Consider the following 18,083-nt stretch of genomic DNA (forward strand, 5'->3'; position numbering starts at 1 on the left):
GTACATACAAATAGGTACATACAAATAGTCAGTTGCCTCACAAACAACCTAGAGGAGGTAAGTTAACCAAAGAGCAAAAGCAATCTAACCGGACTTTAGCGAGTCGTCGAGTCCTGATTGAACATGTTAATCGGCAGTTAAAAGTTTTTCGGATTTTGAGTCAGCGCTACCGTAATCGCAGGAAACGTTTTGGATTGCGCTGTCATTTAATTGCTGGGCTTTATAACTACGAAATTCAAAAAGCCTAAATTCCTGTTGAATTTAACTCAATCCTCCACCATACCACAAAACTTTTTTGCAAGAGGTCTATTGAGTATCAAGATTTAGTTACTTAGCATTTATTCTACGTATTTAAACATTACCAGTATCAATACTTTCGGCAAATCGAAAAATGCCTGGATTTGTAGGTTGGTTTGGCTTTATCACCCAAATCTCCAAAAAATGGCGAAGGTATTAACTATAGAAATCTTATTTAACTGTCTAAAAAACTCGCTCTCTACTCGAAAAGTGCGATTCCCTATTCCCTGCTCCCTGCTGGGAAACAAGTTAGTTGGCATAATTAAATCAAACTATGTAAATAAAAATTAACTAGGCTAAAACCCTCTTTTTTCCTACCTCCTACCCTCTGCTCCTGCCATATCTCAACGATAAATTTTTCTACCCACCTACTTAAGTTCAAAAATCAAAGCTCATCACTATAGATATTTGAGTTAAATCAATTGTCCTTTTCACTACTATTTGTGTATTTAAAATTACTTAGCCACTAAATTGATAATTATTTAGTATAAGTAAACTATAAATTTATCATCAATTTAATAACTTTTGTTGGGTGAGTTAGCAAATATTGTTTAGCTATCTTTATATTTCATAGAAATTTAACACAACTTGTTTGAAACTTTATCGAAACAAGTTCTGTCTATTTAGATGAATTGGATTGTTCTTTTGTAGCTGATTTAAAGTAGATATAATACTGTGTTTTTAAGGGCACAAAGTAATTTTTTTAATAATCGAGTTATAACAAGCTCTGGAAAATTATTAGTTTAAGACAAAGGTGTAAATGATAACTTATTACCCGTAAATCGCCAAAAAATATTTGCAAATTGGAAGTTTCGATACAAAAACTACTGCATATTTCACTTGAATAAGCCTGAATTAAAAAATAGTAGGATGAATGAGGCGTCAGCTATGACTCGAATTCGTGACGTTGTACAAAAAGCTTTAACAACTGGCTATTTGACACTGGAAGCTGAAGATCAACTACGACAACTGTTGACTACCCGTTATGACTTGGAAGATTTTAATGCTTTTATGACTTTGCAGGAAGCTGCCATGACTGGTAGAGTCAAGCAAGAGTCCAGAGAGCGCTGTGGTATCAAGTAAAGACATAGCTTAAGACCTTTCATCGGCGGGGGCGTCGATCGTCATCTTCAAAATCGTCATTGAAAAATTCCCAATCATCATCATCTGCTTGATTTGTAGCTGGCGGCTGATAAGGAGGAATAATTACTCGATAATCAGCATCATAAATTGATTCAGTTTTTCCCGCAGCTGTATTTTTTGGCTCACGGTAGCTGTAGGAATAAACTGAACCAGACCCAGAACTGCTTTTAGGTTGTGATTGACGTTCGTAAGTTTTAGAGTCTCTAGACTGTTGAGTTTGAGGATTAGGGGTAGGTGCTGGTTCTGACTTTCGATCAAAGTTCCAATCATCTTCACTCGTATTTGTCTCCCAATCATCAAAGACATCGCTAGTAGATTCTTCTTTTTTACTAGCTGGTGGAGGACTAGAACGACCAGATATAGGTTCTTCTCTACGATTTGCCTGACCACGAGCTGAAGTTGCTGTCGGTCTGTCAGAAGTTCGGCGTTGTCCTGCGGCAAAATAGTTGGATAATCTAAACAACGTAGCAATTAATATAGATGTAAAAGCACCAGCGACAGTACTGAATAAAACCCATATCGCTAGGGGTAATGGTTGAGTCCGCAGACCCAAAAATACTAGTGATAGGGGAGGTGACCAATTTTGAAATAACAACAGTGTTAGTCCCCCCAGTACCGTCACCAATAGAATTAAGCGAATTACAGCCATAACAAAGGCAAAAGGTAAAAGATACAAGGTAAAGGGCGAAAGGCAAAAGGTAAAAGTAAAAAGTGACTTTATGTTTGTTTTACCTTCTTACTTTTACCTTTTTACTTCCTTCCTTGCCACCGCTGAATTGGAATACAGTCAATATCTAGTTGATCTAAAGCACGGGCAACTACAAAATCAACTAAATCTTCAATCGTTTGGGGATTGTGATACCAGGCGGGAATAGCGGGGACAATTCTGACTCCAACTTCTGCTAAAGAAGTTAAGTTACGCAAATGAATCAAGCTCAAAGGGGTTTCACGGGGGACAATTACTAGTTTTCGCCCTTCTTTGAGTTGGACATCGGCAGCGCGTTCTAATAAATCAGAACTCAAGCCAACTGCTAGCTTTGCCACTGTACTCATGCTGCATGGAATAATCATCATTCCTAGAGTGGCAAAGGAACCACTGGCAATTCCAGCACCAACATCACCCCAAGGATGACAGCGTAGTTTACCAGAAAGTGGGACTCCTGCTTGCTCTCGCCAGAATTGTTCTTGCCCAGTTGGTTCTGCTGGCATCCGAATTTCCTGTTCCGACTGCCAAACCATGTAAGTTGATTTAGAGGCAACCAGTTCAATACTATATTCTGCTTGTAACAGAAATTTGAGAGCGCGAACGGCGTAAATCAGACCAGATGCGCCCGATACGCCTAAAATCAGAGATTTAGTGCTATTTAACACAAATAAATTACAAGTATTTACTCATCCTCAGCATAAGGGTCTAGGTCATCAGATTCAATGTCATTTGCCAAGTATAAATCTGAAATATCGTCATTAGAGGCACTACCAGCTAAACCTTTGGCTACACCATCGCTACCAACAGTCACCAAATCAATTTGCTGACGGTAGTAATCGACACTCTTTACTTGGACGGCGACGCGATCGCCTAATCGATAGGAAGCGCGATTTTTACGACCAAATAGTGCTTGCTGTCTGGCGCGATATTCATACCAATCATCTTTGAGAGAACTGACGTGTACTAATCCTTCTACCCTCAGGGGTACACCAGGATTACTGCTAGATTCAACTGCCTCTGCTGGTACTTCAATTTCTACAAAGAAACCATAGGATTGAACGCCAGTAATCACGCCTTGAAATACCTCACCAATCCGCTGCTTCATCAATTGGGCTTTTTGCAGTCCTGCTAAATCAGCTTCGGCTTCTTGGACTTCTTTTTCTCGATCATTAATTTGGACAATTACCCTAGTCAAATCGCTTTGCAGTTCTTGTTGCAATTCTGGGGGTAGAACGTTCCAGTTAATTTCTGCGTGACTGGAGGAATGGCGCAAGTTAACTCGTTCTCTCACCCGCGTGTTACGGCGATCGCGTCCATGTTCCAGTAGTTTATAATACACTCTCTGCATTAACAAATCTGGATAACGTCGCAAGGGAGCGCTAAAATGGACATACTGCCCTAGTGCCAGACCAAAGTGAGATCCTTTGGTGGTGCTGTATGCAGATGGCTTTAAGGTATCTTGCAACAAATAGGTCAGAACTTGCTCAGAGGGAGATTCAGCAAAAGCTCGAGTCAAATGTTGATAATCTAATGGTTGGATATCTACTTCTGGGTCTAGGGCTAAATCAACGCCTAAATTGATTGCTAATTTCAACATTTCCTGGACATCTTCGATATCGGGTGTACCTTGGACTCGCCAGATAGCCGGAACACCAAGGGCATTTAAATGAGTTGCCATTAGTTGATTAACTAGCAGCACCAACTCAGTCAGTAGCGATCGCACTGGTAAATCGTTTACCACCACAGCCCCAAGAATTCCCTCATCATAATACGGGTTTTGGCTAGGCGGCAGGTTTAACTGGAGGCTACCACGACTTAACCTTACCTGTTTTAAATCTGTTTGTAAGGCTTGGAGGTTTTGTAGTATCTCCAACACCTCAGGAGATTGATTGTGAAATTCACCTGAGAGAATTTCCTCGGCTTGTTCTGTAGTCAGTGCGGTCTCAACGTTGATGACGCTAGGTTGAATTTCCCACTCTACTATTTGTCCTGATTGCGGATCGATGGTAATTAAAAAAGAGATGGTTAAGCGATCACTTCCCGGTAATAAAGAACAGCGTTCTGCCACAGTTGGTGGCAACATCGGCAGGATTAATTCTCCCAAATACACTGATTTGCCTCGTTTGAGTGCTTCTCTATCTAAAGCTTCGTCAGGTTGGATATAGTGAGAAACATCAGTGATATGAACTCCTAAAAGCCAATTTCCGCTCGGATTTCTTTCTAAACTCAAAGCGTTTTCAATTACTTTGCTGTCACCATTTACTCCTTCAATGGTGATGGTAAATAACTTACGTAAATCTAAGCGATTTTTTAAGTCTGCTTTTAAGAGCTTTTTGGGCAGCTTCGTAGCCGCTTCGAGGACGTTATCCGGTAAAATGCGGGATAGATCGTGTTTACATGTTACCAAATCTATATCAGCAGCAGCTTCCGCATCGCTACCGAGGATTTGCACAACTCTACCCAAGGGAGGGTATTGAGCTAACGGGTAACGTAAGACTTCCACATGAGCGAGGTGATCAATCGCTTGTTCTAATTTTCCATCATTAGGTTGAATCTTAAGTTCAAACAGCAAGCGGTCGTCTAAAGGCACAGCCCGAAAACCATTTTCTACTTGCTTAATTCGTGCCAGCAATGTGTGGTTGGAACGTTCTAAAATTAGCTTCACTTCTCCTTCAGGAGAGCGACGGCGACTGCCTTCTTTGAGAACTCTTACCAAAACGCGATCGCCATTCCAAGCATTACTCAAATGACTTTCACGGATGTAAATATCCTCAGCTCCTTCCACATCTTGGATCGCAAAGCAAAAACCCTTACTAGAACAACGGAGTTTTGCTTCAATGATTCCCTCTTCCAAAACACGGCGATACTTGCCCCGTTCTTTCACCAGAATACCGATTTTTTCTAAAATATCTAAAGCTATGTGAAGTTTTTGTAAACTTTTTTCATCTTCACAACCGAGTTTTTTTTCCAAAACTTTACGAGCCACCAATTTGTCATCAGTGAAATTGGCAAGAAGTGTAGCGATTGAAAATTCCATGCAGTGAACCGACCTTTGGTCAAAACATCATTTTTTAATCTGGTTCTTTCCTGTATGCCTTCATCAAAAAAGGCGAAAAGTAACCCCTGTCGGCTGACAAAGGGTTAAGCACAAACGTGAAAAAGACCTGCGTTGAGACCTTTCCCCTTTTCGTTTTAACCTTTCCCTTCTTGTGTTTTCCCTTTCACCTTTACCCTGATTAAGAGCCTAAAGGGTTTTGACGGCTTACAGAAACAAGCTCCCAAACGAATAGCCCTGAGGTAAAGCTTCCTAAATTCCGAGGAAAGGAAGCTTTGCCTACCCTTGCGAGAAACAGCCCTCGAAGTTGTATTGAGCCGAGTCAGCCGACCCACGGACAACTCTGGGCGTCTTTTGGACTTCTCACTGCACGATGCTCTCAAAGTTCGTCTGGGTTTAAATCCCTTTATCTAACCAAACTTAGAAAGTACGCCTGATTAAGATTTAGCCTTGCTAGGTAATTACGCGACGGTTATTGAGAAGCTGCGTTTGGAGAACTCTCCATGCTGCCCAAAGCGGTATGCAGGGTAAACCACAGGTGTTTGATTGTCTAGATTAAAGGTAATTCTACGCCATTAGACTCTGATTTTTAACTAGGAGGAACTGCTGGTAAACCCAATTTTTCCACACGTAGAATCGGTAACAATTAGGCGAGCAGCTTAATAAGCAGTGAGGGCGAACCTATCTTCATTATTGTAGATTTAGAGCGCACTTCCAGAAAATAGTTCTAGACATTAAGTTGGGTAAATAGTATAGCATTACAGACAAGACTACCCAAGTAAGTTAGCATTAGCCAACAATTTCCTCAAAAAAGAGCTACTGCTACAATTGGGACAAAAGACAAACCAAGAATATTAATTTCAAAGGGACTGGGGACTAGGGACTCAGCATTGGGGATTGGGGATTGGGCACAACAGGCAGAGGTCTAGCGTAGAGGGGCACAGGGGAAAGACTTACTGCAACTTCTCCTCTGCCCTCCTTGTTCCTAATTCCTAGTTCCTAGTCCCCAGTCCCCAGTCCCCTTTAGATTGGTAACAGTATTATGTTGGCTCAATTCCAGAGCTTGTATCCCAACGGCAGCTTGATTTCTGAATTAGTTCAAATTTTTCAAGGAAAATATATTGTCCGAGCAAGCGTACAAATTGAAGGTGTAACCCGTGCTACGGGTATGGCAGCAGCAGAAACAATAGAAGCAGCAGAAGACCAAGCCAGAACTAGGGCGTTAATAGTTTTGGGAATTACTAATGCACCACAAGAATCAATTTCTCAGGCACAGCCGAATCCATCCTTGAACACCAAAGGTGGATTGAGTGAATCTACTTATTCCTCTACAAAGAATGAGGATTTTGTTGCTCCTCAGTGGTCAGTTGTCAGCGATAAAGAAATATCTCTACCATCCACTAGAGGGCGGAACACGAAAACAGAACTAGTCACATCTGACAATTTAGAGGCCGCAGTTGTTACCAGTAGACTACAACTGACAACAGATACGTCAAGTACAAGCGATATCTACAGTCAAGATTTAGGTCAACAGTATGCTCTGACTGCTAACCGACAGCTAGAATTTGAGCCTCTAGGGGAAAACTTGGAAACCTTTTCTGATAACCAGATGGAGAATCAAACCTTTCCAGGAATTTCTGCCAGTAATGTCACACCGTTTACACCTCGAAATTATAATCCTCAAGAGGATGCAGTTCCCCAGACAAGCACAGGAAAGAGAAAGAAGAAAGTTGAACCTGTAGATTTATCTGATGTAATTGCTAAAACAGATGTTGAACTTCAGCGCTTAGGCTGGACACCAGAACAAGGACGGGAACATCTAATTAAAACGTACGGTAAGCGAGGGCGTACTTTATTGACTGAAGAAGAATTACACGGATTTTTGAAATACCTCCAATCTCAACCAGACCCGCTAGCGGGATTTTAATTAGTCAATAGTCATTTGTCCTTTGTCATTGGAAGGACAAATGATAAATATTACAAAGTCACGACTTGGAGGTTTCCTACCAGTCGTGACTTTGCACTTTGTCATTAATCTTTTGTATTTTGCTAATGACCAATGACTAATAATTAAACAAGAGCTACCGGCCGACTACCAGCAGCGTGACGGTCAATCACTTGGTCAATCAACCCATATTCTCTAGCTTCTTCTGGCGACATAAAAAAGTCGCGTTCCGTATCTTCAGCAATCCGCTCAATAGGTTGGTCGGTATGTTCGGCTAAATACTCGTTTAGCCGCCGCTTATGATAGAGAATTTCCCGCGCCTGAATTTCAATGTCAGTCGCTTGTCCTTGAGCGCCGCCTAAAGGTTGATGAATCATAATTCGAGAATGAGGTAAACTCATCCGCTTACCCTTTGCACCAGCACTCAAAAGGAAAGCCCCCATACTCGCCGCTAACCCAGTACAAATAGTACAAACATCAGGGCGAATGTGTTTCATGGTATCAAAAATGCCCATGCCAGCCGTCACCGAACCACCGGGAGAATTAATATACATATAAATGTCTTTCTCCGAGTCTTCAGCATCCAAATACAGCAGTTGGGCGACAATCAAGTTAGCGATGTTGTTGTCAACTTGTTGTCCCAAAAAGATGATGCGCTCACGCAACAGCCGTGAGTAGATGTCAAAGGCGCGTTCACCTCGACCCGATTGTTCAATAACGATAGGAATCATGGAAAGGTGTTTATGGCTATATTAAATACATTTTATCGACGACAAAAGCAAACTGGGGTTTATCTCTCCTTTCTCTGGCAGATTTAGACTTTTTCTGTTTTGCTTTGACTGACAAGAGTGCAAAACATAACTTTGCAATAGTTCTAATTTCTCAATCCGCACTTCAAATTAATTTATCAAAAATCTAATTCTAATTCTTTATAAAATTAGTTGTACTTAGTCAGGGCACTTTTTAACTGCAAAAGCTGTCTTTTGAGAATGTCCCTGTCTAGGGAAGAACGAAAAAACCCCGACTCTCACCAACGTCAAATCTCGGCGTTTGCTACACGCAATGTAGCGATGAGACTCATAACCGAAATTCGACCTGCTGGGAAAATTCTGTTTGATTGGGGAGACATCTTAAACTTTTTTTTAGGATTTGTCTAAGCAGTTGTCAAATTATTTTTGCTAGATTCGGTAAATCGATAATACAAGGTGTATTTACAATAACCAGTCTTAATAAAAGCTATCTATCTAGAGAGAGACGTGCCATGCTGGAAAAACTTGTACAAGCCGTCATCATCACCTTCTTGCTCCACCTGATAGCAGGACTTAGCCCCAATAATATAGTTAAGACAAAAACAGCATTACCTGTGCCGGAAATGCCAACAAATATCGTTAGTTTGCTATTACGTACTTTTCAGTAAGAATATTTTAGAAGTTGTAAAAGTGTAGGCGATATTCAACAAAATACAATGCTGCCTCATACTGAAGATATAATTCTCTTGTAGGGTTTATTTCTATATGTATATAGCAATCTAAACTAACCTCTTAGCAACAGGGTAGACTGAGCAAAGAAGGCAACTATTTGCATTTGACTATGACTAATCGCCTCGCTGAAGCTAAGAGTTTGTATCTCCGCAAACACGCCGAAAACCCGATTGACTGGTGGTCTTGGTGTGACGAAGCACTTACAACTGCAAAAGCACAAGATAAACCGATTTTTCTCTCCATTGGCTACTCTAGTTGCCACTGGTGTACTGTTATGGAAGGCGAGGCTTTTTCCGATTTAGCGATCGCTCAGTACATGAATGCCAACTTTCTGCCGATCAAAGTAGATCGAGAAGAAAGACCCGACCTCGATAGTATCTACATGCAAGCTTTGCAGATGATGAGCGGTCAAGGGGGTTGGCCTTTAAATGTCTTTTTGTCACCGGAGGATTTAGTGCCATTTTATGCAGGTACTTACTTCCCTGTAGATCAACGCTATGGTCGTCCTGGCTTTTTGCAAGTGTTGCAAGCACTCCGCCGTTACTACGACACAGAAAAACAAGATTTACAGCAACGCAAAGCCCTAATTATTGAGTCGCTGCTTACGTCTGCGGTGTTGCAAGATGCGACAACCAACGAGCTAGAAGACCATGAATTACTCCGACAAGGCTGGGAAACCAGCACAGCGATAATTACTCCTAATCAATCTGGCAATAGCTTTCCCATGATTCCCTATGCAGAATTGGCACTGCGGGGAACTCGGTTTAACTTTGAATCTCAGTATGATGGCAAGCAAGTTTGTACTCAGCGCGGACTAGACCTAGCACTGGGAGGAATTTATGACCATGTAGGTGGTGGATTTCATCGCTATACTGTTGACCCGACTTGGACAGTACCCCACTTTGAAAAGATGCTCTACGACAATGGACAGATTGTGGAATATCTGGCTTGTTTGTGGAGTGCAGGAATACAAGAGCCAGCTTTTGCAAGAGCTATCGCTGGCACCATACAATGGCTAAAGCGGGAAATGACCGCACCAGAAGGTTATTTCTATGCCGCCCAAGATGCCGATAGCTTCACTGAACCTACAGAAGTCGAGCCAGAAGAAGGAGCCTTTTACGTCTGGAGTTACAGCCAACTACAACAACTATTAACGCCTGAAGAACTTACAGAATTACAACAACAGTTTACGGTAACCCCTAACGGTAACTTTGAAGGCCAGAATGTTTTGCAAAGACGGCATTTAGGGCAACTGAGTGCAACCCTAGAAACAGCACTAAATAAACTTTTTACAGTCCGCTATGGAGTTAGTCCTGAGTCAATTGAAACTTTTCCTCCTGCTCGCAACAATCAGGAAGCAAAAACTAGTGACTGGCCAGGCCGCATTCCTTCGGTGACAGATACGAAAATGATTGTTGCCTGGAATAGCTTGATGATTTCCGGGCTGGCTAGAGCTGCGGGTGTGTTTCAACAATCCTCATACCTGGAATTAGCAGCACGAGCAGCGAATTTTATTTTAGATCGTCAGTTTGTTGATGGGCATTTCCATCGACTCAACTATCAAGGAGAACCAACCGTTTTCGCTCAATCTGAAGACTACGCCTTTTTTATTAAAGCTTTGCTGGATTTACAAACTTCTAACCCTGAACACAAGCAATGGTTAGAAAAAGCGATCACCATCCAAGATGAATTTAATGAGTTTCTCTGGAGTGTAGAGCTAGGTGGATATTATAACGCATCCAGCGATTCCAGTCAAGATTTAATCGTGCGCGAACGCAGTTATGCGGATAATGCCACAGCATCAGCCAATGGAGTAGCGATCGCTAACCTTGTGCGTCTGGCGTTACTCAGCGATAATCTACATTATTTAGATTTAGCCGAGCAAGGTCTAAAAGCTTTTAAGAGCGTAATGCATCGCGCCCCCCAAGCTTGTCCGAGCTTGTTTACAGCCTTGGATTGGTATCGTAATTCTACGTTGATTCGCAGCACAACAGAGCAATTAAACTCTCTGGTCCCCAAGTTTGTGCCAAGTGCTGTGTTTGCTATGGTATCTGATTTACCAGAGGGAAGCGTTGGTTTAGTTTGCCAAGGTTTGAAGTGCCTTGCACCAGCAGAAAGTGTAGAACGTTTATGGCAGCAAGTCCAGCAAAGCCAGAGTCGCGGAGTAGGAAGTGTACAAAGATGAAGAAGATAGCGGTGTTAGCTTTAGCTGCTGCAAGTTAACCGCAATTGTCTTAGCTGGAGGTAAAAGTTCTCGCATGGGTGAGGATAAAGCCCTGATTCCCATTCAAGGAGTGCCGTTGTTGCAGCGGGTTTGTGGAATTGCCAAAGGTTGTGCTGATACTGTTTATATAGTCACTTCCTGGCCAGAACGCTATCAACACTTGGTTTTGCCTGGTTGTGAGTTTATTCGGGAAATGCCTTTGTTAGAAGAAGACACAGGTACGCTCTTACGCTCTGACGCACAGAGTTTTTGCTTTGATATGGAGAATGATTTAAGAGCTTTACTGGATTTCCCACTCGCCGCGTCTTCCGTCCAGACACACGGCCCTTTAGTTGGGTTTGCTCAAGGACTATTCAAAGTCGAAACAGATTGGGTGCTTCTGCTGGCTTGCGATTTGCCGAGATTGCGGGTTGAGGTATTGCAAGAATGGGCAACTAAACTTGATAACGTCGCAGATAATGCGATCGCAGCTTTAGCTCATCATCCCAAGGGTTGGGAACCTCTGTGTGGTTTTTACCGCCGTTGCTGTTTGCCAGAACTCCTAGATTTTATCAACCAAGGGGGGCGATCGTTTCAACAGTGGTTGCAGCAATATCCTGTGGAAGTTTTACCTTTGCCAGAACCAGATATGCTGTTTAACTGTAATACACCAGCAGATTTGGCTTTAAGTTAATTGCAGAAAACAGAATTGGTGAATTTACCAATTCTGACTCCTCAATTCTGCTATATTCGCTGTTTACCGAGTGCGGCAGAATTTGCGATCGCTATCATTCTGAGGATATTGCCAAGAATAAGCAAAATGGCTAACTCCCTTGAGTTGGGGAGCATATTGGCGAAGTGCTTGCATTTGTACTTCTAGTGCTGGACGATTACTAACAGATTTTCCCCACTGACCGGCTAAAGCAGGAACAATCTGCGTACCCGGTTTCGCCATACTCAAAACGCGTTGCACTTGTGAGACGATGCAACTGACATTACCGCAAGCTCCGTAAGACATGGGATGCCACTCTAGTGTTGTGGGGAATCTATCCCAAGGTTGCAAACGAGAATCGTAGCCTTGTCCAACAGTTTGGTTACCATCAGGGAAAAACACTACTCCTGTGGGAATATTTAGTTGCTTTGCTGGATAACTAGCAATGGTGACAAAATCTAGAATTCCTTGCATGGCGTGGGCAACAGCCAGCTGCCACAACTCCCATTGTAAAAGTGGTTGTCTATAAGTTGCAGGCTGAATTGATTTTTGGACTGGTGGGGGAATGCGTCCTTGCCAGAGAGGTTCGCCTTCTCGAGGATAAAGTTTATCGACTTCTGTTATATCTCCAGCAGTAACAAATCCTTTACTCAAAAAGCGGCGAATTAAGTCCAGCCCTTTGTAATTCTGTGCCCGTTTAAATAAAGCTTCTTGAGTTGCAGGAGTAAATACCCATAAATCTGAAACTTTAGTGGCGATGGAATCGCTTCCTGCTTGTCGGGGATAACGCACGTAGTCCAATAACAAGCCATCTGGACGGCGGCGCAATACTTCTTGTACTAGTTGGTAGTAGTCCCGTTTTGCTTGCAAGTTGTAGGGATCGATAAATACTTGAGAGCCATTATCTACAACATATAAACTCGTTTGGCCTTTGCCATTGCGAGCGATCGCTGCTTCTCTATCTCGTCGCTGAGCGTAAGTATAGCCGAAATTTGTGGTAAACATCCAGGCATAGACTTTCAAACCCCGTTGCCGACCTTTTTGAATCGCTACAGAAAGTAAATCGATGTTTTCTGCTCCTGGGGTACGAATTATAGAAGGCCAAACCGTCCGGTTAGAAGTTCTCGGCAATAATACCTGCCCATCATAAAATACTTCTAAATAAACTTGGTTATAGCCACCGTTGACAATCCGATCCATAACGTGATCAATTATTCCCGGTTGAATATCACAGGGATACAAGCGTAACCAGATAGCTTGGATTTGCGGCCAAGTCCGAGTACGGCACTTCCCTAATTCCTGTGCCTGTTGTTGTAATATTTTTTGATATCGAGCTTGAGCATTTTGATTGCTTTTGAAAGCTGACAAACGTAAGTTTTCTTTTTCTTGCGCCGTCGCTGATGATAACTGACAATACTGGTTTACTTGTGCCCTTGCTGGTTGGCTTGCAAAGCTAGAGAGCAAAGAACTACTACTGAAAACTACAGCGAATAGGCGTCGCCAAAATAATGTTGTTCTTGCAACGTTCAAAGGACGATTATACATACCTGCTAGTATATGGACACAAAAAATCAACTACTCCAACTCAGATATTTTGTGGGTGGAGTGTATCAAATTATATATTTGAGTAATCAGGATTTTAAAACCTACTTTTTCAAGACTGCTATACATCTATTACTGTTGCCATATTTTTTAAATACATATATATATAAATTGGACTATAAAAGATATAAATACAAAGCAAGTTTAGTTTACTATTAGATAAACTCTGCTTTTACCTTAATTGGTGAAAATTAGCCAAAATAAAGGTAATTTTGGAATTTAGGAGCCTATTAAGTTACACCTAAGGGAGTATCAATTAGTTTAGTGTAAAATTTTAAATTTTTACTCAGACTTAGATTGTAAGTTCAGAATCTATTCAAGAGTGAAGGCAGAGTGTCTCCAGCTCCACTCAGGATTCAAAAATCAACACTTTGAACTTGTGGCTCTTAACCATCAAATAATAATGTAGTAGTTAAGATCGGAGGACTGGCGGCGCAACACCCGCTATAAATAAAACAAGAGGATAGGGAAAGGGAATTGGAAGTGCTAAGTTCTGAGTTAGAAGTTATTCTCCCCTTGCCTCAAGAGCCTCTGTTGCTTCCTCATCTCCTTCACTCCCTGTTGTTAAGAGTTAACCGCCACGGTTGAGCGCCATTTCTACTTGCTGTAACTCCTTGTCTAAACGATTTTTGAGTTTTTCGGGTACAGGACGATTAGGATAAGAACTGTAGTGTCCAGCTAGGGAATTGAGGGCTGTTCGCATAGTTGTGAAGGAACTAAGACCAGAAACAGAGTTAGCCCTTTGGTAGCGAGCTGAGAAGTCATTAATTTTTTGACGCGCTTCTGCTTGAATTGCTGCTTTGTTTGGTGAATCTTGTGATAATTCTATGGCTTGTCTCATAATTTTGACCACAGCCAAAGTGTCTTGGCGATAATCGCCACTCAAAGTATCTGGACTACCAGAACAGCCCATCAAGCCGATAGCTACAACCAAAACCAGCGCAAGCAGACGCGACCAATAGCGCTTCATATGCATTAACTAAAAGAATACGTAAATCAACGTCCATCGTATCTTGGATTGGTATCTTGGGGATCAATTTAGTGGGGAGATGGGGTGATGGGGAGATACAAAGAGAAATCACTAATGACCAATGACTACTGTACACACAAGGGTTAATCACATTTCTACTTAATGATTAATCAGACTTTGATAAAGAGTATCCCGTTGTTGGTAAGGTCGTCCTAAAGAAGCGATCGCAGCTTGTAAGGTTTCCACTTCCATACACGTACCGCCCAAGGCACCTGCCATTGTGGTAATGTGTTCTTCCATTAGGGTGCCGCCGATATCGTTACAACCCCAAACTAAGGCTTCTGTCGCACCTGCAAGTCCCAGTTTTACCCAACTCTGCTGATGGTTGGGAATCCAATTACCTAAGTAAATCCGGGCTACAGCACCTAGTAGGAGTGCATCTTGCAAAACTGGTTGGTCGCGTCCAACGCGGCGACGTAAGGGTTTGGGTGCTTCTTGTCCAACAAAGGGTAATAAAATAAACTCTGTAATCCGTGCTGGGTATCCCTGATTAATGGCAATTTTTTGGAGCGATCGCAGTTTTTCTAAATGCCCAATTTGCTGTTCGTGGCTCTCAATATGCCCAGATAGCATAGTACTGGTGGTATACATGCCTAACTTGTGAGCCGTGCTGATAATTTCTAACCAAGTTGCTGTATCAATCTTTTCTGGACATAATATCCGCCTGACTGTATCATCTAAAACTTCTGCTGCGGTTCCTGGCATTGAACCAACACCAGCATCTCGTAAAGCAGCAATTACATCAGCATATTCAAGTCCGTCAAGTCTGGCGATAAATTCTACTTCCTGGGGAGAGAAAGCGTGTAAATGTATCTGCGGAAATTCCTGTTTGATGGTTTCTACTAGTTTGAGGTAGTAAGACAAAGATTTTCCGTTGATTCGTGCTTGTGGATTTAATCCTCCCTGCATACAGATTTCCGTCGCACCCCGTTGCACTGCATCTGTGGTCTTTTCTAAAACTTGTGCCCAATCTAACCAATATGCACCTGCATCACCCTCATCTCGACGGAAAGCACAAAAACTACAATGCTGCTCGCAAATGTTAGTAAAGTTAATATTACGATTAATTATGTAAGTAACTGTATCACCTACTTGGGTATGGCGGAGTGTATCAGATGTAGTACGTATGGCAGCGATCGCCTCTGGTTCAGTTTGCTGTAACAATAACACTCCCTCTTCGGGAGATAAATCATAACCTGTCAAGGCACGCTCAAGAATTTTTTCAACAGTAATTTTTGTCAACATTACTTTCTTAATTTCTCAATATATCTTAATTTTACGCTCTAGAAAATAATAAAATTATACTTAAATAAATACACTAATCCCTATAAATTTCCATCAGAAGCTGTATAAAATTTAGCTCCTTTTTTGTTCTAACCGCCACAACCTACTATACTTAAAAACATCGCCTAGTTTATATTTCTTCTCAAGCTCAGATCTAAATCTTTGAGAAGGATTATACACAAATAGATTGCTGAAACTATCAGGAATCTTTGGTATGTTTGGTTCAATTACCAATTGTATCTGTATTTTGTTGTCTAACAGATGAGTGAGAGACATTAAATCGCCAATATTTAGTGAATAATTACTACTAATTAATAGTGGATTGTTAGCTTTATTGATGATACGAGCTATTTGAGGGTTGGCATGGCTACTTTTATTCCACCATGTCTCGGCTTGAGAACTGACAGCACAGGATACAACTCCAGTGGAAATTACTACTAACATTACTAATTGCCAAAATTTGCGGGCTATTAAATTAGAAGAAATAATTTGGTTTGCCAGTAAGTAAGCAACAGCTAGCTGAATGTTTACATAACATGGAGTAACATATCTAGGTCGCAGACTGACCTTACCTCCGATAATTAAATCAGGCAATATCAGAGCTAAAGCAGGTACTGCACTTAAAATAAAAATAAATAACCAAACTTGTTTGTTTGTTTGACGATAAAGAAATAAAAATGAATATATTACCAAGATTAGTATTAAAGGAATTAAAAATCGACCCCAGCGCAAGACTGGTAAATTCAAATCCGAAAAAAATGGTTCGTAGCGCCAAAAATCACCAAATAAATAGCAAATATTACCAATCCAACCAGAAACCAGAACTGAGAGAGATTGTTTGGTTTGAGCGCTGGTTGTTGTGCGCTCAATTTCAGACAAGTTATTAATAACAATTAAAATCCAAGGAACAAAAGCTAAAAAGCCGGCGCTAGTCGCTATTAGATAAGCTTTAACGGTTTTAGTGAATCGAAAGCGTTCAACGGTAAATAGATAAATGCCGTGGGCGATCGCCAGCAACCCAGAAAACAAAAAGGTGTACAATCCTAGTGCCACTGTCACTGCGTAAATCCCCCAAAGCTGCTTGCTACCCAGCCTTATTGCTCGCAGCAGTGCGGCATTTCCTAGCAAAATAGTCACCATCCACAAACCGAACTCCCTTGCCTCTTGTGCGTACAGCACATGGAAGGGTGAGACTGTTAGAAGAGCTATGCTTATCCATGCCGTTATGGGTGACTGAAATAATTCTAAGCACAGCCAATAAGTACAAGGAAAAGCTAGCAGGCTAATTATGGCAGACAAGCTTCTTGTAGTCGCTACTGAATTGCCAAAAAATTGCATCCATAATCTAACCATCACGTAATAAAGTGGAGGATGTTGAGCATCGTCCACCGCCAAAGAGTTGATTGTATCGATTAAACTTTTTTCAGAATTAGGCTGTTGATATTTTTGTATATCTCCAACCGCAAACACATCGCCATTAAATATTTGTTGAACAAATTCTGTCTTAGTGTAACCAGAAATTCGTAATGAGGTATATGCTTCATCGTGAGAGTAGACTTTTCGATCAAGATAGGCGAAGCGAAAAAATATCCCTAATATTAATAAAATAACGATTAAAAATCGTAGCCAAATAGGAGGAAAATATTTTGCAATTGCTGATTGTCTATTGAGCATAAATATCAAGCGTTAATAATTAAAGGCTTGTATTAAGGGCTGGAGCCGCTTACTAAGGGCTAATTGCATTAGTTTGACATTGCATAATATAGTTTAGATTTATTTTTGCTTACTTAATACACATTGTTATATTCTTTGCAAAGCTTCTCTACGATCAGCTCACTGTACCTCTGCGGACAAGCAAGTTACGCATAGCATCTAGCACAGAAGATATTGCTTTTTAAAAGATAGTTTAAAACACAATTATTGTGTAACAAACCGTATTATAAAATACATTTTTTCAAAATTTTCTGGATAAATGCAAGATAAGTAAAACTAATAAAATAGCTAAAAAGCTTAAGAGTAAGGCAACTTTAAAAAAATAAATTATCTAATTTCCGAACTTCAGTACAATTTTCTCTCCCTGCCTGGAAAAGAATGGGATATTTTTTATTTGTCAGTTCCTAACTCTTGCACCAGCCGTGAGTAGTAAGTGACACGACTAGTCACACTTAAGACATAAGATTGCAATGCCTCTGTCATTTAGATAGGTTTTACTAAACCTTACGTCAATGTTAATATAGGTAATCTTGATGAATAAAAAAGAAATAGCTGGTTCAGTATGCTATTACGGCTCATATAGAGTCTTATTCATCTGTTTTTAGGGATTTAATATTGACTGCTAACAGCAGAAGTCAGAACGCCTACCCAATCAATCATTAATATCGTTTTATCTACGAGGTACAAAATGACAGTTCAATCTTCTAGTTCTATTCAGCAACAGGTTACCCGTCAAGTACTATCAGTACCAGTACAATCAGCGCTCTATGTTGCACTATGTTCTTTGACTTTGTGGACAATTTATTTCAGTACATACCCTGCTATTCATGACACAACTCATACTCTGCGTCACCATACACTGATGGTAAGTTGCCATTAGTTGATTGAGTCAATGATTAGCAGGAGTTGAGA

The 18,083-nt window shown here is 41.1% G+C and carries 15 protein-coding genes and 1 pseudogene; 8 read left to right on the forward strand and 8 right to left on the reverse strand.

The window, feature by feature from the left end; genetic code table 11:
* Positions 1-32: 32 nt before the first annotated feature.
* Together FCR06_RS29560 and FCR06_RS29565 are read left to right on the forward strand one after the other, a co-directional pair.
* A pseudogene (locus FCR06_RS29560) lies at positions 33-248 on the forward strand (transposase family protein); the annotation flags it as partial.
* A gap of 937 nt (positions 249-1,185) precedes the next feature.
* Positions 1,186-1,380 carry a hypothetical protein gene (locus FCR06_RS29565; RefSeq protein ID WP_138506164.1) on the forward strand — a complete coding sequence of 65 codons (195 nt, stop codon included), beginning with the start codon at positions 1,186-1,188 and terminating at the stop codon, positions 1,378-1,380.
* A 19-nt stretch (positions 1,381-1,399) separates the two neighbouring features.
* Here FCR06_RS29565 and FCR06_RS29570 read toward each other — a convergent pair whose 3' ends face one another.
* From FCR06_RS29570 to FCR06_RS29580, 3 genes are all read right to left on the reverse strand, one after another.
* Complete coding sequence (locus FCR06_RS29570; RefSeq protein WP_138506166.1) at positions 1,400-2,089, reverse strand: LapA family protein; 690 nt, start codon at positions 2,087-2,089, stop codon at positions 1,400-1,402.
* 101 nt (positions 2,090-2,190) lie between these two features.
* Positions 2,191-2,811, reverse strand: coding sequence for a flavin prenyltransferase UbiX (locus FCR06_RS29575; protein WP_138506168.1), 621 nt, complete (start codon positions 2,809-2,811; stop codon positions 2,191-2,193).
* A gap of 17 nt (positions 2,812-2,828) precedes the next feature.
* Positions 2,829-5,183 (reverse strand): ribonuclease R family protein, encoded by a 2,355-nt coding sequence (locus FCR06_RS29580; RefSeq protein WP_138506170.1) that lies wholly within the window; start codon positions 5,181-5,183, stop codon positions 2,829-2,831.
* 1,060 nt (positions 5,184-6,243) lie between these two features.
* Between FCR06_RS29580 and FCR06_RS29585 the strand changes: the two genes are divergently transcribed.
* On the forward strand, positions 6,244-7,128 hold the full coding sequence (locus FCR06_RS29585) for a hypothetical protein (RefSeq protein WP_138506172.1): 885 nt from the start codon (positions 6,244-6,246) through the stop codon (positions 7,126-7,128).
* A 143-nt stretch (positions 7,129-7,271) separates the two neighbouring features.
* Here FCR06_RS29585 and clpP read toward each other — a convergent pair whose 3' ends face one another.
* Positions 7,272-7,877 carry an ATP-dependent Clp endopeptidase proteolytic subunit ClpP gene (gene clpP, locus FCR06_RS29590; protein ID WP_138506173.1) on the reverse strand — a complete coding sequence of 202 codons (606 nt, stop codon included), beginning with the start codon at positions 7,875-7,877 and terminating at the stop codon, positions 7,272-7,274.
* A gap of 258 nt (positions 7,878-8,135) precedes the next feature.
* Between clpP and FCR06_RS33150 the strand changes: the two genes are divergently transcribed.
* From FCR06_RS33150 to FCR06_RS29600, 4 genes are all read left to right on the forward strand, one after another.
* Entirely contained in the window at positions 8,136-8,303 is a 168-nt protein-coding gene (locus FCR06_RS33150; RefSeq protein WP_189523624.1) for a hypothetical protein, read from the forward strand.
* Between the two features lie 104 nt (positions 8,304-8,407).
* A complete protein-coding gene (locus tag FCR06_RS33155; protein ID WP_189523625.1) occupies positions 8,408-8,563 on the forward strand; it encodes a hypothetical protein in 156 nt (51 codons plus the stop codon).
* 173 nt (positions 8,564-8,736) lie between these two features.
* Positions 8,737-10,812 (forward strand): thioredoxin domain-containing protein, encoded by a 2,076-nt coding sequence (locus FCR06_RS29595; RefSeq protein WP_138506175.1) that lies wholly within the window; start codon positions 8,737-8,739, stop codon positions 10,810-10,812.
* Positions 10,813-10,885: 73 nt separating this feature from the next.
* Positions 10,886-11,524: a molybdenum cofactor guanylyltransferase gene (locus tag FCR06_RS29600; protein WP_138506204.1), complete on the forward strand. Its 639-nt coding sequence runs from the start codon at positions 10,886-10,888 to the stop codon at positions 11,522-11,524.
* 63 nt (positions 11,525-11,587) lie between these two features.
* Here FCR06_RS29600 and FCR06_RS29605 read toward each other — a convergent pair whose 3' ends face one another.
* From FCR06_RS29605 to FCR06_RS29620, 4 genes are all read right to left on the reverse strand, one after another.
* The gene (locus FCR06_RS29605) at positions 11,588-13,087 is read right to left on the reverse strand and encodes a family 10 glycosylhydrolase (protein ID WP_138506176.1); all 1,500 of its coding nucleotides are present in this window, start codon (positions 13,085-13,087) and stop codon (positions 11,588-11,590) included.
* A 628-nt stretch (positions 13,088-13,715) separates the two neighbouring features.
* The gene (gene psb27 / locus FCR06_RS29610; protein ID WP_189523626.1) at positions 13,716-14,120 is read right to left on the reverse strand and encodes a photosystem II protein Psb27; all 405 of its coding nucleotides are present in this window, start codon (positions 14,118-14,120) and stop codon (positions 13,716-13,718) included.
* A 153-nt stretch (positions 14,121-14,273) separates the two neighbouring features.
* Complete coding sequence (gene cofH, locus FCR06_RS29615; RefSeq protein WP_411268030.1) at positions 14,274-15,419, reverse strand: 7,8-didemethyl-8-hydroxy-5-deazariboflavin synthase subunit CofH; 1,146 nt, start codon at positions 15,417-15,419, stop codon at positions 14,274-14,276.
* A gap of 111 nt (positions 15,420-15,530) precedes the next feature.
* The gene (locus FCR06_RS29620; protein ID WP_138506180.1) at positions 15,531-17,132 is read right to left on the reverse strand and encodes a glycosyltransferase family 39 protein; all 1,602 of its coding nucleotides are present in this window, start codon (positions 17,130-17,132) and stop codon (positions 15,531-15,533) included.
* A 727-nt stretch (positions 17,133-17,859) separates the two neighbouring features.
* Here FCR06_RS29620 and FCR06_RS29625 point away from each other — a divergent pair.
* On the forward strand, positions 17,860-18,051 hold the full coding sequence (locus FCR06_RS29625; RefSeq protein ID WP_138506182.1) for a CbtB-domain containing protein: 192 nt from the start codon (positions 17,860-17,862) through the stop codon (positions 18,049-18,051).
* Positions 18,052-18,083 lie beyond the last annotated feature (32 nt).

The organism is Nostoc sp. PA-18-2419 (assembly GCF_005869855.1).
Taxonomy (GTDB): domain Bacteria; phylum Cyanobacteriota; class Cyanobacteriia; order Cyanobacteriales; family Nostocaceae; genus Nostoc.